The organism is Flavobacterium aerium, from assembly GCF_030766725.1.
Classification (GTDB): Bacteria; Bacteroidota; Bacteroidia; order Flavobacteriales; family Flavobacteriaceae; genus Flavobacterium; species Flavobacterium aerium.
The window spans coordinates 370,049-383,865 of the sequence record NZ_JARQWR010000002.1 but is presented as its reverse complement, the minus strand read 5'-3'; the positions used below and the strand labels follow the sequence as shown (position 1 = coordinate 383,865).

Here is a 13,817-nt window from a genome sequence, read left to right as displayed (position 1 = left end):
GCAGAAGACTTTTTTAATACCCATACGAATGAAAGCAACCTATCACAAATACATTTTAAATTTCAAACAACCCAGTGGTACTTCCAGAGGTGTCATCACAATCAAAGAAACTTGGTTTATTGTTATTGAACACAATGGGAAAACAGGAATTGGAGAATGTGGAATTTTACGAAGTTTAAGTATTGATGATCGTCCAGATTATGAAAAAAAATTAAGTTGGACATGTGATAATATCACTCTTGGAGAAGCGGCCTTATGGGAGGCTTTACTTGAGTTCCCTTCGATACAATTTGGTGTAGAAATGGCCTTTCAATCGTTGCAGGCCGAACAACCTTTTTTATTGTTTCCGTCAGCCTTTACCAAGGGTGAAAAATCAATTCCAATCAATGGTTTGGTTTGGATGGGTGAAGAGGGATTTATGAAGAAACAAATTGAAGAAAAACTACACGCCGGTTTCGATTGCATTAAGTTGAAAATAGGAGCTATAAATTTTGAAAAAGAACTGGCTTTATTGCGTTTTATTAGGTCGCATTTCACGGCTGAACAGATCGAAATTAGAGTAGATGCTAATGGTGCTTTCAATGTAATTGATGCTTCATATAAGATATTCCAACTATCTGAATATAAAATACATAGTATTGAACAACCTATCGCTAAAAACCAACATGACATGATGGCAGAGCTATGTTCTGATACTCCAATTCCAATAGCATTGGATGAAGAACTTATTGGTGTGTTTGAGTTGGAAGAAAAAGAGGCGCTTTTGCTTAAGATAAAGCCTCAATACATCATTTTAAAACCAAGTTTAGTAGGCGGCTTTAAAGGCACCAAAGAATGGATTTTATTAGCCGAAAAGTACAATATTGGATGGTGGATTACTTCGGCATTAGAAAGCAATATTGGATTAAATGCAATTGCGCAATGGACCTTTTTACAGCAAAATAATAGACCACAAGGATTAGGAACTGGAGGTTTATATACCAATAATTTTGAAGCTCCTTTGGTAGTTGAAAAAGGACATTTACGATATGATCCTACGCTACAATGGGACAATTTTTTTCAAAAGATGAAACTTAATTCCTAAAAGAAAACATTGATTTAGTACACTCATTACAATGAATAAAAAATTGAAAGAAGAAACATTGCTTAAAAATGCAATGATTAAAAAAGTCCAATTTGATACAGAATGGTATTATGATCTTAAAGATGTTTATGACTATCTGAATGAAGATTTATCAGCAGTAGAATTTATTCATCTGCCTTTTTTAGTAGAAGAGGAACGAGTAAATACAAAATGTGCAACACTTGAAGATATTGAACGAGGACGTAAAATAGAACCCAATAAAATCAGTATTAAAAAGAAATAATGCTATTGTGTTTTTGTTTGGTACTTATCCAGTAAAGCACGTGTTTGTTTGCGAACAGAATTTCGAACAATCGATGACCACCCTAATAAATAACCTGTTAGACCTAAGGCTTGTTTCGACCAGTTCCATAAACTGAAAGAATCAATATGCTTATAGATTAAACCATCTTTAAATTCAAACTTAGCATCAATGCTATTGTGTACATTGCGATTTGTTTTACTAAATACATAGTAAGCATCCCAATGAGCGCTTCCTTTCGTCTCATCGGCTTTTACCGCAGAAAATGTAACTTTTATATTTTGATTATTGGATAACAACATTGTCCACATATCCTTCACATCTTTTGCATTCAAAGAACCAAATGCAGGATCTTCAAAAGTAACTTCATTATGGTAGCAACGAATCATTCCGGCAGCATCTTTATTTGAAAAAGCGGTATAAAAAGCAGTAATCAATGTTTCATTGGCATTCATAACAAATTCGATTTAAGGTTAAAACAAATATATTACAATACTTTCTATAATTTTCTACGTCAGAAAAAATTTATAACGGTAATAATCTGCACGTTAGGAATGATGCGCGAAGTTATGATTATGGGTTTCATTAAAACGATATAATTGTTGTAGCTTTGCACCGCAGACCGCCTTATCGTCCCGAGCAATCGGGGAGGAAAGTCCGGGCACCAGAGAGTAGCATAGCGGGTAATTCCCGTCATCCGTTTTACGGAGAGGACAAGTGCAGCAGAAAGTATGTACAGGTAATGCTGTAGTGAAACCAGGTAAACTCTATGCGGTGAAATGTCATGTATATCAGCAATTAAGAGCGACTCGTTCGATGCTGAGGGGTAGGCAGATGGAGATTATTGGTAACAATAATTCTAGATAAATGATAAGGGTTCGTTTCGGCGAATACAGAACCCGGCTTATAGGTCTGCTTTTTTATTTTACACTTCAATTTTTATAAGATATACTTATGAAAGAAAACAAATACGATTCTATTAATTTTTTTACTGAATATAGCAAAATGAATCGTTCTATAAACGGTTTAGAAGGAGCAGGTGAATGGCACATACTACAAAAAATGCTTCCTGATTTTAAAAATAAACGTGTTTTAGATTTGGGTTGTGGTTTTGGCTGGCATTGTCAATATGCCGCAGAACAAGGTGCTGCATCTGTTGTCGGAATTGATATTTCAGAGAGAATGCTTGCAGAAGCCAGAAAGAAAAACAATTTCTCAAACGTAGAATACAAGCTAATACCAATTGAAGACATTGATTGTCCTGCTGAATCATTTGACATTGTAATCAGCTCGCTTGCCTTTCATTACCTAGAATCGTTTAATAGCATTTGTCAGAAAGTGAATCATTGTCTTGCTCAAGGTGGTTCTTTTGTTTTTTCTGTAGAACATCCAGTATTTACAGCACAAGGAAAACAGGATTGGCATTATGATGAAACAGGAAAACCATTACACTGGCCAGTTGATCATTATTTTGAATCTGGGATACGCACCGCTAATTTTCTTGGAGAAGCTGTAACAAAATACCATAGGACCTTAACAACTTATATTAATGATTTAATTCAGTCAGGATTTGAAATTAAAGCTCTTTCTGAGCCAGAACCTGAAGAACGGTTATTAAAAATGATTCCCGGAATGGATCAGGAACTACGCAGACCCATTTTTTTAATTATTGCTGCACTGAAGAAATAATAGTTTTTAAGATTTTATGGCAGTACGTCTAATTTCCTTTGGATTCAATCCACTATTATTTTTTACAAATTTATTGAAATGGCTTAGATCATTGAATTCAAATTCATTGCTAATTTCTTTAATTAATGCTTTGCTAAATTTTAAACGATTCTCAATTAGTTTGAATTTATAATCACCAATATATTTTTTGATGGGTACGCCCATATTTTGTTTGAATATACTACTCAGATGATTGGGCGAAAGATTGAACTTTGAAGCTAATACTTCCAAACGATGTAATGCAGGATTATGAATTGTAATATGTATTTCATCCATAATTGCAATGAATAAATCACCATGTGATGTAGGGCTTAAAAGAGGGACATGGATTGCGTTTTTCTTAATTAAAGCAAATACAGCCCGTATAAGATATAATACAACTTCATTAGAAGGATTTGGGGCACTTTGCCATTCCCGTGTAATTAGAAACATTAATTGCTCAATTTTACTCATTTCTTCACTAGATTTCACTAGAAATGAATCACGCATTACACTTACAGCAATGAGGTAATCAATTAATTTATTCCATTCATCTTTTGCAGAAGAAGATGCTCCCCCTAAATAAGTATTGCTAAATTTCAATACACTAAACTTTGTTTCTTCTTCAATTTCAAATACATGATAATCGGAAGGAGCCAAGAGGAATAAACACGGACCTTTGTAAGGTTGACGATCATCATTCAATTCATGAATACCGCTACCATAATGAAGAAACATTAGTTCAAAATGATTGTGATTGTGCAATGGAAATGGCCATTGCATGGTCGTGAAATGGCGGATAAATAAGGCTTCATGTTGTATAAAACGCTCCATATATATTTTTACAATTTTATCGTTGAAAAGTACAATTTTTAAGTTAAATGAGAAGATACATTTGTTGAAAATTTCAAAGCAAATGAATCCAATTCCCGAAAAGATAAAATTACATCCTGCGATTATTCCAGTCATGGCTATAGCAGCAGGTGTAATAGTAGCGAATGTCTATTATAGTCAGCCTATACTAAAAGAAATAAGTCGATCCATACAGGTCAGCGAGAGTGAAATAGGACGGATAACGATGTTGGCTCAATTAGGTTATGGGTTGGGTATGTTTTTTCTATTACCATTAGGCGACATGTTGAATCGAAAGAAATTGATTATATCCATTTGTATACTGTTGGTACTAGCTTTATTAGCTTTTGCCTTCTCATCATCACTTCCCGTACTTTGTGTATTGAGTTTTTTGGTTGGGCTCTTTTCTGTGCCAGCACAAATTATTCTCCCCATGGCAGCAACCTTAGACAACGTAAATCGCGGAAAAACGGTAGGAAAGGTATTCAGTGGGATTTTAGTAGGAATTCTAGGTTCTAGAGTAATTAGTGGATTGATTACAGAATGGTGGGGTTGGCGCTATGTATATGGTATTTCAGCTGCTTTAGTATTAATTATGATTGTATTCCTTCAAATGTATTTGCCTAAAGTCCCTTCAAAATTCAAAGGAAATTATATTGATCTTTTGAAATCTACCGTTGCTTTAATCAGTGAATACCGAGTATTACGGCAATCTGCCTTATTAGGTGCTTTTACATTTGGTGTATTTTGTTCTTTCTGGACTACTTTAACCTTCCATTTAAGCGCACCTCCTTTGAATTATCATACTGGAGAAATTGGATTGTTTGGTTTAATCGCTATTGGTGGAGCATTGGTAGCTCCTTATTTTGGAAAATTAGCCGATAAAGGAAATAGTTATAAATCCTTATTAATCACAGTTTCAATGATTATTGGTAGTATCCTTTTGATTAAATTATTTCCATTATCGATTATGGTTCTTATTGTGAGTGTGTTTTTCTTGGATATTGGTGTACAAGCAACACAAATTACTAATTTTTCTCTTATTTATAGCTTAGATGAACATTCTCATAGTCGATTGAATACGATTTATATGACGACCTATTTTATTGGTGCCGCTGTAGGAACTTATTTTGGATTGTTGTGTTGGAAAATGGGAGGATGGAATTTATCCACTTCACAAATGTTACTCTGGAGTATGATTGCTATATCGATTGTTATTTTTTCTGAACGTGTGAATAAAAGAAAACTAAGAAAAAGTACCACTATTTAAATAAAAAAATCCCCGACCGTTTTAATTGTTGGGGATCTATATCGTTATCTTAAAAAGAATAATTTCTATCCTTCTTCTGTATCTTCAAATTCATTTTCGTTTAAATCTTCTGCTTCATTTCCTTCAATTTCGAAGAAACTAAACACAGAACCACCATAATTCTTTTGGAACGAAAAATGGATCATATGTGATAATTTGGTGTATTTAGAATGTTCTATCACCATCATACCGTCTTCTGAAAGCAATTCATTTTCAAAAATCAACAATACAATTTTTTCAAATTCTTTCTGATCTAAATTATAAGGTGGATCAGCAAAAATAATATCATAAGTTGCTTTGTTTTTCTCTAGAAATTTGAAAACATCACTTTTTATAGCAGCGATATTAAAATCAAATTCTTCAGCCGTTTGCTTAATGAATTTTACACAGCCAAAATCTCCATCCACAGAAGTAATGTTGTCACTACCACGGGAACCAAATTCAAAACTAATATTACCTGTTCCAGCAAATAAGTCTAAAACTTTTAAACGATCAAAATTAAAATAGTTGTTCAACACATTGAACAAAGCCTCCTTAGACATGTCTGTGGTAGGACGTACAGGGAGATTTTTAGGCGGAGAAATTCTGCGTCCTTTGTATTTTCCTGAAATTATTCTCATGATTGAAGTAGTATAAAATGTTTTAAAATTTCTGTTGAAGATAAGTTATTTTGTCTTTGCAATAAACTAGAATCTAATAATGTTATATTTCGTATGTATTTGTAAGCCAATTGATAGTATTCACTTTCTTCCTGTAAGTCACCGAACAATTGTAGTTTGAAATTTTCAGGATTCAGATTTAATTGTTCTGCTGTAAACAAAAGATAATATAAGAAATCTTCTGGAGTTTTATATTCAAAAGAATTAAACAAAAGAAGTTTTTGATTTTGTACTACAATAATTTCAAAATGCTGATTTTTAAAATGTACAAAAACTTGTTTATCATCTCTGTTCTTAGAGATATCTAGGATTGTAGTAACAAGTACACTATGTACATGTTTATAATCAAATGAACCTAATTGATCAATGATAAAGTTATTGATATTTACATATGGAATGTAAATATTATTGATTTCATAGTTGGAAAGGACATCATAGGCAAAGAAATCCGTTTCAAATACTTTCGTGTTGTATTGTAAATAACTTCCTAAATAATTTTCATCAAAAAGGGCAGAAGGCACCAAAGCGGACAGATTACTATCATGAAGTACAATAACTTCATCAAATATATTCTGAAGGATAGCATGCTCCTGAAAAACACGTTTCAAACAGTCTTCAATTTGAGTAGGATTAGGATAATGAGCAAAATCAATTTCCTCTAGTGCTAACACTTTATTATTCAACGTATCTAAACAACAAAAAGAGAGCCTGTCTAAAGCGACCTGCAATGTCAGTTTTTGATATTTTTTATCCGTGATGTTAGGGGTTGATGGTACCATTATACTCGTAGTCCTTTACTCTTTTTGGTTGCTATTTTTCAATACGTGAGTGTCGCAAAACTACAATTTTTTTCTTTCCTAAAACGCATTTCCCTCGAAATTCCGCAGTATCTTTGGGCTTTTACTAATACAATTAAATTCAAAGAATGAGTTCAGGACTATTTTATGCCATTTTAAAGAAAAAGTTTCCGTTTCAACCCACATACAAACAGGATATTTTTTTCCAACAAATAGCGCAGTTTGTCACGAATACGAATAACGATGAAATTTTTGTATTAAAAGGATATGCAGGAACGGGTAAAACTACAGTAATTGCAACCATTGTAAACCATTTGGCAGATATCAATAAAAAATATGTTTTGCTTGCACCTACAGGTAGAGCTGCAAAAGTTATTGCCAATTATTCTAATAAACCGGCGTATACGATTCATAAAAAAATTTACTTCCCAAAAGGACAAAGTGGTGGGGGAGTACAATTTACAATGCAAACCAATAAACATAAAAATACCGTTTTCATTGTAGATGAATCTTCAATGATTTCGGATACCAATTCAGATAGTAAGCTTTTTGAGAATGGATCTTTATTGGACGATTTGATCTCTTATGTTTATTCGGGTACCAATTGTAAAATGATTTTATTGGGTGATACAGCACAGTTGCCTCCAGTACATATGGATGTAAGCCCAGCTTTAAATACAGATTCTCTAGCATTACATTACAATAAAGAAGTGTTTCATATCGAATTTGATGAAGTAATGCGTCAGGAGGAGAACTCGGGGATACTATTTAATGCTACTGAATTACGAACACTACTGAATGATAACTTTTTTGATACTTTTAAATTCAATTTAAGAGGATTTAAGGACATTGTACGTTTAACTGATGGTTACGATATACAAGACGCCATAAATACCGCATATAGCAACTACAGCATTGAGGATACGGCATTTATTGTCCGTTCTAATAAAAGAGCAAATCAATATAATGAACAAATCCGTACCAAGATTTTATTCAAAGAGAGTGAATTGTCTGTAGGCGACTTTTTGATGGTTGTAAAAAACAACTATTTTTGGTTGAAGGATAGCTCGGAAGCCGGTTTTATAGCCAATGGAGATATTATTGAAGTATTAGAATTATTTAGTATTCAAGAGCTCTATGGTTTTAAGTTTGCAAAAGTTAAAATCCGAATGGTCGATTATCCAGATCAACGACCTTTTGAAACAGTTTTACTATTGGATACCATAACTAGTGAATCTCCTTCATTAACCTATGAACAATCGAATCTTTTATACCAAGAAGTATTAAAAGATTATGAAGAGGAAACTACTAAATTTAAGAAGTTTACAAAGGTTAAAGCAAACCCTTACTTTAATGCTTTACAGGTTAAGTTTTCGTATGCTATTACATGTCATAAATCACAAGGTGGACAATGGAATACTGTTTTTATTGAGCAACCTTATTTGCCCAATGGTATTGATCGAGATTATATCCGATGGTTGTATACTGCTATCACCAGAGCAAAAGAGAAACTTTATTTGATAGGATTTAAAAACGAGAGTTTTGAAGAATAATCAAAAGAATTGTATTTAAATAATTTACACATTTAGCGTATATTTTTAAATGTAAATAACCAAGTATATAAAAAACATACCGGAAAAAAAGTTTAGTTTTATCAAAGTAATGCAATTTTAAAAAATATTATAAAATGAAAATAATAGCAGTCATTCCCGCACGATATGCATCCACACGTTTCCCTGCAAAATTAATGCAAGATTTAGGAGGTAAAACAGTTATTCTACGAACGTATGAAGCTACTGTTGCTACTGGATTATTCCAAGATGTATTTGTAGTTACCGATTCTGATATTATATTCAAGGAGATAGTTTCTCATGGAGGAAAAGCTATTATGAGTGTTGCAACTCATGAATCAGGAAGCGATCGAATTGCTGAAGCTGTAAAGAACATGGATGTGGATATTGTGGTGAATGTTCAAGGTGATGAGCCGTTTACTCAAAAAGAACCTTTGGAAAAGGTATTATCTGTTTTTAATGGACCAGAATCTGCAGCAATTGATTTGGCTTCCTTAATGCGTGAAATAACAAATAAAGAAGAAATAAACAATCCAAATAATGTAAAAGTCATAGTAGATCAAACGGATTATGCTTTATACTTTTCTCGTTCGGTAATTCCATATCCAAGAGATGAAAATGCAGGAGTACGTTATTTTCAGCATATCGGAATTTATGCATTTAGAAAACAAGCAATTTTAGATTTTTATAGTTTACCCATGCGATCATTAGAAGCTTCTGAAAAACTAGAACAACTTCGTTATCTAGAATATGGTAAGCGTATTAAAATGGTTGAAACAAATCATGTAGGAATAGGGATTGACACTCCAGAAGATTTAGAAAAAGCACGAAAAATGCTATAATATTAAAAAGAGCTAATTTATCGATTAGCTCTTTTTTTGTTTAGTACTATTTATTTTATAATAATAAACTTGTTAATTTTTTGTTATTGTATTGAAAAACTGCTATTTAAGTTTTTTTTGATTATTAAATTTTATTACCTTTAATACAAATTGCTTAATTTAAAATCAACCTTTAATCAAAATTACTATGAAAAAATCGAACATTTTTACGGGTTTATTAACCCTAGGATTAGTGGCTACAGTGTCATTATCTACACAAGCACAAGAGAAAAAAGAATCTGTAGGAGAAAAAATTGAAAATACGGCGAAGAAAGTAGGAGACAAAACTGCCGAAGTAGCCGTTAAAGGAGTCTCAAAAGTAGGAGATAAAGTTTGGGATGGAAAAATGGCACCTGATGGAACGGATGTCTATATTAACAGCAAAAACAAAAAGTATTATGTAAATAAAAAAGGTAAAAAAGTTTATTTAAAAGAATCTGAAATCAAAGATAGACCAGAAAAGAAAAAATAAACCTATTTCCTATAATACATAAAAACAGCCCTATTCTTATAATTTAGAATAGGGCTGTTTCATTATGACATAAATGAATTTAAAACATTGGATGTTCATTCGCTGCTTTTGCAGGAACATCCTGCATTACATCCCAATGCTCCATAATCTTACCATCTTTCAATTTGAAAATATCAATCACTGAGGTTACTTTTCCTTGCTCTTTATTTTTCAAATGAATATAAACAAAATCACCGTCAGCACCAATATGTTGAATATCAATTTTCTCTTTAGGTGCATCTACAAACCAATGTGATGCTGCTTCCTTAAAAGCAGTTCTTCCATCAGCTACAGTAGGATTATGCTGAATATAACCTTCATCTATGTATTTATCGATGGCTGTCAAGTCTTTATCACCAAACAAAGATTGATAAAAATCGGCGACTACTTTTTTATTATCGTCTTCTAATTTTTGTCTGTCTTTTAGGGTTGTTAGTTCTAGATTCTGAACTTCTGTTGCTATAGTAGAAGTAGTATTTTCTTCTGCTTTTTGATTGCATGAAACGAATGCCATACAAGTAACAAGAGCTGTAATTAAAATTATTTTTCTCATCTTCATATTTTGTTTTTTAAGAGGTTAATTATTTTTGCATTGCATCAACTACCGTTTTGCTATCGACAAATTGCTCAAAGCGTATTGCTTTATCATTCTTAAATTCCCATAAATGTGCTACTCTAGCACTCATGAATTTACCTGTTTTATTATAAATTCCCGAATAAGTTCCGTAGGCAACTACTTTATTTCCAGAGGCAACGTAATCTTCTATACTAAGTTTATAGTTTGTCCATTCCGTTCCAAGTTTATAAAAAACATTTTTAAATATTTCATCATAACCAATATATGTTCCAGCATAAGGGAAACCTACGGCTTCTGTCCATTCAGCATTTGGAGCTAATGCTTTTGCAGTATTAATTCCATTTTGTTCGGAACTTCCACCTTCATAAGTGCTTTTTACTATTTCAAGATATGTCATAGGATTACCATTTAATTTCACCTTTGTTGACTTTTGCACCCAATTCTACTGAAAATGTCATCCCTAAATTTGGAAATTGTTTTTTCATTACATCACTCAGGGCTGTAGAGGAGTCTGCTTTAGCTAATTCTGTTTCAAATGAAGCCAAATAATTCTTACTGAATTCGATTGCTGTTGTGTCCAATACAGTTCCTTTTTTAAAATGTCCAGGAACTACAATTTGAGGTTTTAAATCCAACATTTGGTTTAGAGAATTGGTCCATTTTTTACGATCTTCAATTGAAGCTCCATCTGCTGTCCATAAGTGTAGATTACCAAATACATTCACGCCACCAAGAATGGCCTTACTACTTGGAATCCAAACATATGTTCTTTCAGGAAAATCTCCTTCTAATCCCATTATTTCAATTTTATGACCTTCTAACTCTAAATAATTTGCAGGTAAAACTTGTGGTAGCACAATATTTTTTGTTCCATTTTCATTTAATTTTGGCCCCCAAACATCCAATTTCTTCTGTGACGTTTTCTTGATATGCTCTACAGTATAAGAAGTAGCATAAACAGTTACTTCTGGAAAGTTTCGCTTTATAACTTCCAAACCAAAGTAATAATCAGGATCGCCATGACTTACATATATAGCAGTTAATTTTTTCCCACTGGCTTTAATTTCATCGACTAATTTTTGCGCATCACTTAATGTAAATTGAGCATCAATGAGTATTGTTTCATTTTCACCTGAAACTAATACTGAGGCTACACCAAAGCTATTCTCATCTGCATTATAAACCGTTAATGATAATGGTTTTGTTTGAAATTTTTCCATAATTAGAGTATTGTGTTGATTTTTGAAGTTATTGTTTCGTATGTTGAGTATCCTTGTTCGATAAGATATAAATCGTCGTTGGCTTCTAACAATAGTGTAGGGAAGGAGACTGCATAATTTTTAGCACGAACAAATGTCAATCGTGTTTTTGTCTTTATTTCTTTAGAATTAAACAGTTTTAAAAACAAATCTTGATCAAGATTTAATTCTTTGATTATCTCAATATAGGTTTCTTCAAGATTTAAATCCTTTCCTGAAAAATAACGCGCTTTTTGTATCGCCACAGTAAAAGGTATTGTTTTTTCTTTCCACAATTCCTGAACAGCTATAATTGCTCTTGATGGAATTTCACTATCCAATACAATCTTGTCATTCTGAATGAATTCAAAATAGGCATCTCCAAATTTTGTCCCGGTTAGTTCTTCAATTTGTAAATCGTGTTTCTGAAAATAACTAGCCATTTGTTTCGACTGATTACGCGTATTTTCATCAATCCACATTCCACCTGGTAATACTTCAAAATCTATTTTGTCCTTATATTCATTGAAAATTTTCAAAGTATTTGTACTATTACCGTAGCACCACCCACACAGTGGATCCATGATATAAATTAGTTTCATTTGCTTTCTTTTTTAGTGATTAATTGCAAAACTGTCACTTTTATTATTACAGTACAAATGTAAATCAGTTATATTTCGAAAAAGTTGAACTAGTTCAAAAAAGTATTAATGAGGAGAAACTAGTTTTTTCCGAATTTTACTTAAAAATTCATGTGTTATGCCCAAATAGGAGGCAATATGCTGTTGCGAAAGGCGCTGTTCTAATTCAGGATATTTAGTAATAAATTCTATATAACGTTGGTCTGCGGTTTTATTAAGAGAAGAAATCATTCTGCGTTGTAGTGCTACTAAACTCTTTTGTGTCATGATGCGAAATAACTTTTCTACAAAAGGTAATTGCTCATAAAGTGCTTCTTTAAAAGGTTTAGTGATGAGAAGGACTTCACTATCTTCAAGGGCTTGAATATTTAATATAGAAGGAATTTGATTGGTAAAACTATCAATATCTGCAATCCACCAATCTTCGATTGCAAAGTATAACACATTAGAAGTGCCATTTTCACTCGTATAATAGACTTTAAAGCAGCCTTTTGTTACATAACCTTCGAATTTACAAATCTCACCTTCTCGAAGTAAAAACTGTCCTTTCTTTATTTTACTTACATAGAAAGGAGCTGTAAATTGTTCGAATTCATCATTTGTAATGATGATATGCTTTTCTATATTTTTACGGAGTGATTCATACATACTGCTACTATGAATTTGGGAATGATATTTAAAATTTCTTTTTGAAATCTTCGTCCAAAATACCAAAAAAATAACAATCAGTCCATCCCATTTTAAGGGGAAGGGCTTTTCTTTTGCAACCTTCCTGAACGAAACCTGATTTTTTTAATACTTTAATGGAATCCGTATTATTTATAGCACATTTAGATTCAATACGATGCAAATTCAACGTATGGAACCCAAAATTAAGTATTGCATTTACAGATTCTGTAGCGTAACCTTCTTTCCAAAAATAGGGATGTAGTTTATACCAAATTTCACCCGCATTAAATTTAGATTGATTTAATTGAATGGATATCAGACCAATAAATTCATTGGTTTCTTGATTAATTATAGCAAATATATGGGAGGTTCTATCTGTTTTTTCCTGTTCTTCAATCCATTGACTTACAATTTTCTTTGTTGCAGTAACATTTTTAGGAACTTCTAAAGTACTGAATTCATTGGTTTCAGGATTAGAAAGTAGTTGATGAATCACTTCATTATCTTTTATTGATAGATCTCTAAGCACTAATCGTTCGGTTTCAAGCTGTATCATAATGTATTCTGTTTGCAATTCAACAATAGTGCGTAATGTACTAAATTTTATTTATCTTCCTTAAAATCAACCGATAAAGAGTTCACACAGTAACGCTGTCCCGAAGCAGTAGGTCCATCGTCAAAAACATGTCCTAAATGGCTTCCACAAGTTGCACATAGTATTTCTGTACGACTCATACCATGTGACGTGTCTTTAATGTATTCTACTTTACCTGGAATAGATTCGTCAAAAGAAGGCCAACCACAATGGGCATCAAATTTTGAATTACTTTCAAATAAAGGTTCACCGCAAGCGCCACAGCAATAGGTACCTTTTTCATAATGAAGATTATATTTACCACTATGCGGAAATTCAGTGCCTTTTTGACGTAAAATTTTATAACGTTCTAATCCAAGCTCTTGTTTCCATTGCTCTTCCGTTTTTTCAATTGGATATTTCATACGTTCGATTTTAGAATTAGT

The 13,817-nt window shown here is 32.5% G+C and carries 18 protein-coding genes and 1 other RNA gene; 8 read left to right on the top strand and 11 right to left on the bottom strand.

Annotation, left to right across the window (positions count from 1 at the left end; translation table 11 throughout):
* Positions 1-28: 28 nt before the first annotated feature.
* Together P6733_RS04340 and P6733_RS04335 are read left to right on the top strand one after the other, a co-directional pair.
* Positions 29-1,084 (top strand): o-succinylbenzoate synthase, encoded by a 1,056-nt coding sequence (locus P6733_RS04340; protein ID WP_306350380.1) that lies wholly within the window; start codon positions 29-31, stop codon positions 1,082-1,084.
* Between the two features lie 31 nt (positions 1,085-1,115).
* Positions 1,116-1,367 (top strand): hypothetical protein, encoded by a 252-nt coding sequence (locus tag P6733_RS04335; protein WP_306350379.1) that lies wholly within the window; start codon positions 1,116-1,118, stop codon positions 1,365-1,367.
* Between the two features lie 2 nt (positions 1,368-1,369).
* On the opposite strand, the gene P6733_RS04330 is transcribed toward P6733_RS04335, so the two are convergent.
* Positions 1,370-1,840 (bottom strand): nuclear transport factor 2 family protein, encoded by a 471-nt coding sequence (locus tag P6733_RS04330; RefSeq protein WP_306350378.1) that lies wholly within the window; start codon positions 1,838-1,840, stop codon positions 1,370-1,372.
* 159 nt (positions 1,841-1,999) lie between these two features.
* On the opposite strand from P6733_RS04330, the gene rnpB reads away from it, so the two are divergent.
* Together rnpB and P6733_RS04320 are read left to right on the top strand one after the other, a co-directional pair.
* Positions 2,000-2,308: RNase P RNA component class A (gene rnpB, locus P6733_RS04325), an RNA gene on the top strand.
* 31 nt (positions 2,309-2,339) lie between these two features.
* Complete coding sequence (locus P6733_RS04320) at positions 2,340-3,074, top strand: class I SAM-dependent methyltransferase (RefSeq protein WP_306350377.1); 735 nt, start codon at positions 2,340-2,342, stop codon at positions 3,072-3,074.
* A 6-nt stretch (positions 3,075-3,080) separates the two neighbouring features.
* Here the strand turns inward: P6733_RS04320 and P6733_RS04315 are convergent, their stop codons facing one another.
* Positions 3,081-3,926 carry an AraC family transcriptional regulator gene (locus P6733_RS04315; protein WP_306350376.1) on the bottom strand — a complete coding sequence of 282 codons (846 nt, stop codon included), beginning with the start codon at positions 3,924-3,926 and terminating at the stop codon, positions 3,081-3,083.
* Positions 3,927-4,008: 82 nt separating this feature from the next.
* Here P6733_RS04315 and P6733_RS04310 point away from each other — a divergent pair, with 82 nt between their 5' ends.
* The gene (locus tag P6733_RS04310) at positions 4,009-5,214 is read left to right on the top strand and encodes an MFS transporter (RefSeq protein ID WP_306350375.1); all 1,206 of its coding nucleotides are present in this window, start codon (positions 4,009-4,011) and stop codon (positions 5,212-5,214) included.
* A gap of 65 nt (positions 5,215-5,279) precedes the next feature.
* Here P6733_RS04310 and rsmD read toward each other — a convergent pair whose 3' ends face one another.
* Both rsmD and P6733_RS04300 read right to left on the bottom strand, forming a co-directional pair.
* The gene (gene rsmD / locus P6733_RS04305; protein ID WP_306350374.1) at positions 5,280-5,873 is read right to left on the bottom strand and encodes a 16S rRNA (guanine(966)-N(2))-methyltransferase RsmD; all 594 of its coding nucleotides are present in this window, start codon (positions 5,871-5,873) and stop codon (positions 5,280-5,282) included.
* Positions 5,870-6,691: a DUF3822 family protein gene (locus P6733_RS04300; protein WP_306350373.1), complete on the bottom strand. Its 822-nt coding sequence runs from the start codon at positions 6,689-6,691 to the stop codon at positions 5,870-5,872. The genes rsmD and P6733_RS04300 overlap by 4 nt, the downstream gene beginning before the upstream one ends.
* Before the next feature lie 146 nt (positions 6,692-6,837).
* Here P6733_RS04300 and P6733_RS04295 point away from each other — a divergent pair, with 146 nt between their 5' ends.
* The 3 genes from P6733_RS04295 to P6733_RS04285 all read left to right on the top strand — a co-directional run bounded on the left by P6733_RS04295 (position 6,838) and on the right by P6733_RS04285 (position 9,633).
* Positions 6,838-8,262, top strand: a complete 1,425-nt coding sequence (locus P6733_RS04295) for an ATP-dependent DNA helicase (RefSeq protein WP_306350372.1) — start codon at positions 6,838-6,840, stop codon at positions 8,260-8,262.
* A 134-nt stretch (positions 8,263-8,396) separates the two neighbouring features.
* Positions 8,397-9,122, top strand: a complete 726-nt coding sequence (kdsB, locus tag P6733_RS04290; RefSeq protein WP_306350371.1) for a 3-deoxy-manno-octulosonate cytidylyltransferase — start codon at positions 8,397-8,399, stop codon at positions 9,120-9,122.
* A gap of 187 nt (positions 9,123-9,309) precedes the next feature.
* On the top strand, positions 9,310-9,633 hold the full coding sequence (locus P6733_RS04285; RefSeq protein WP_306350370.1) for a hypothetical protein: 324 nt from the start codon (positions 9,310-9,312) through the stop codon (positions 9,631-9,633).
* A 79-nt stretch (positions 9,634-9,712) separates the two neighbouring features.
* Here the strand turns inward: P6733_RS04285 and P6733_RS04280 are convergent, their stop codons facing one another.
* The 7 genes from P6733_RS04280 to msrB all read right to left on the bottom strand — a co-directional run bounded on the left by P6733_RS04280 (position 9,713) and on the right by msrB (position 13,796).
* Positions 9,713-10,225 (bottom strand): nuclear transport factor 2 family protein, encoded by a 513-nt coding sequence (locus P6733_RS04280; RefSeq protein WP_306350369.1) that lies wholly within the window; start codon positions 10,223-10,225, stop codon positions 9,713-9,715.
* A 28-nt stretch (positions 10,226-10,253) separates the two neighbouring features.
* Complete coding sequence (locus P6733_RS04275) at positions 10,254-10,646, bottom strand: nuclear transport factor 2 family protein (RefSeq protein WP_306350368.1); 393 nt, start codon at positions 10,644-10,646, stop codon at positions 10,254-10,256.
* A 4-nt stretch (positions 10,647-10,650) separates the two neighbouring features.
* On the bottom strand, positions 10,651-11,469 hold the full coding sequence (locus P6733_RS04270; RefSeq protein ID WP_306350367.1) for an MBL fold metallo-hydrolase: 819 nt from the start codon (positions 11,467-11,469) through the stop codon (positions 10,651-10,653).
* A 2-nt stretch (positions 11,470-11,471) separates the two neighbouring features.
* Positions 11,472-12,089, bottom strand: coding sequence for a DsbA family protein (locus P6733_RS04265; RefSeq protein WP_306350366.1), 618 nt, complete (start codon positions 12,087-12,089; stop codon positions 11,472-11,474).
* A 105-nt stretch (positions 12,090-12,194) separates the two neighbouring features.
* Entirely contained in the window at positions 12,195-12,776 is a 582-nt protein-coding gene (locus P6733_RS04260) for a Crp/Fnr family transcriptional regulator (protein ID WP_306350365.1), read from the bottom strand.
* Between the two features lie 28 nt (positions 12,777-12,804).
* Entirely contained in the window at positions 12,805-13,353 is a 549-nt protein-coding gene (locus tag P6733_RS04255; RefSeq protein WP_306350364.1) for a GNAT family N-acetyltransferase, read from the bottom strand.
* A 47-nt stretch (positions 13,354-13,400) separates the two neighbouring features.
* Positions 13,401-13,796, bottom strand: a complete 396-nt coding sequence (gene msrB / locus P6733_RS04250; protein WP_306350363.1) for a peptide-methionine (R)-S-oxide reductase MsrB — start codon at positions 13,794-13,796, stop codon at positions 13,401-13,403.
* Positions 13,797-13,817: the final 21 nt, after the last annotated feature.

Excerpts from the sequence above, each read along its gene's own strand:
- P6733_RS04280 (WP_306350369.1), bottom strand. The coding sequence starts at position 10,225 with ATGAGAAAAATAATTTTAATTACAGCTCTTGTTACTTGTATGGCATTC.
- P6733_RS04330 (WP_306350378.1), bottom strand. The coding sequence starts at position 1,840 with ATGAATGCCAATGAAACATTGATTACTGCTTTTTATACCGCTTTTTCA.
- P6733_RS04265 (WP_306350366.1), bottom strand. The coding sequence starts at position 12,089 with ATGAAACTAATTTATATCATGGATCCACTGTGTGGGTGGTGCTACGGT.
- msrB (WP_306350363.1), bottom strand. The coding sequence starts at position 13,796 with ATGAAATATCCAATTGAAAAAACGGAAGAGCAATGGAAACAAGAGCTT.
- P6733_RS04255 (WP_306350364.1), bottom strand. The coding sequence starts at position 13,353 with ATGATACAGCTTGAAACCGAACGATTAGTGCTTAGAGATCTATCAATA.
- P6733_RS04295 (WP_306350372.1), top strand. The coding sequence starts at position 6,838 with ATGAGTTCAGGACTATTTTATGCCATTTTAAAGAAAAAGTTTCCGTTT.
- P6733_RS04315 (WP_306350376.1), bottom strand. The coding sequence starts at position 3,926 with ATGGAGCGTTTTATACAACATGAAGCCTTATTTATCCGCCATTTCACG.
- P6733_RS04335 (WP_306350379.1), top strand. The coding sequence starts at position 1,116 with ATGAATAAAAAATTGAAAGAAGAAACATTGCTTAAAAATGCAATGATT.
- P6733_RS04270 (WP_306350367.1), bottom strand. The coding sequence starts at position 11,469 with ATGGAAAAATTTCAAACAAAACCATTATCATTAACGGTTTATAATGCA.
- P6733_RS04300 (WP_306350373.1), bottom strand. The coding sequence starts at position 6,691 with ATGGTACCATCAACCCCTAACATCACGGATAAAAAATATCAAAAACTG.
- P6733_RS04260 (WP_306350365.1), bottom strand. The coding sequence starts at position 12,776 with ATGTATGAATCACTCCGTAAAAATATAGAAAAGCATATCATCATTACA.
- rsmD (WP_306350374.1), bottom strand. The coding sequence starts at position 5,873 with ATGAGAATAATTTCAGGAAAATACAAAGGACGCAGAATTTCTCCGCCT.
- P6733_RS04285 (WP_306350370.1), top strand. The coding sequence starts at position 9,310 with ATGAAAAAATCGAACATTTTTACGGGTTTATTAACCCTAGGATTAGTG.
- P6733_RS04320 (WP_306350377.1), top strand. The coding sequence starts at position 2,340 with ATGAAAGAAAACAAATACGATTCTATTAATTTTTTTACTGAATATAGC.
- P6733_RS04310 (WP_306350375.1), top strand. The coding sequence starts at position 4,009 with ATGAATCCAATTCCCGAAAAGATAAAATTACATCCTGCGATTATTCCA.
- P6733_RS04275 (WP_306350368.1), bottom strand. The coding sequence starts at position 10,646 with ATGACATATCTTGAAATAGTAAAAAGCACTTATGAAGGTGGAAGTTCC.
- P6733_RS04340 (WP_306350380.1), top strand. The coding sequence starts at position 29 with ATGAAAGCAACCTATCACAAATACATTTTAAATTTCAAACAACCCAGT.
- kdsB (WP_306350371.1), top strand. The coding sequence starts at position 8,397 with ATGAAAATAATAGCAGTCATTCCCGCACGATATGCATCCACACGTTTC.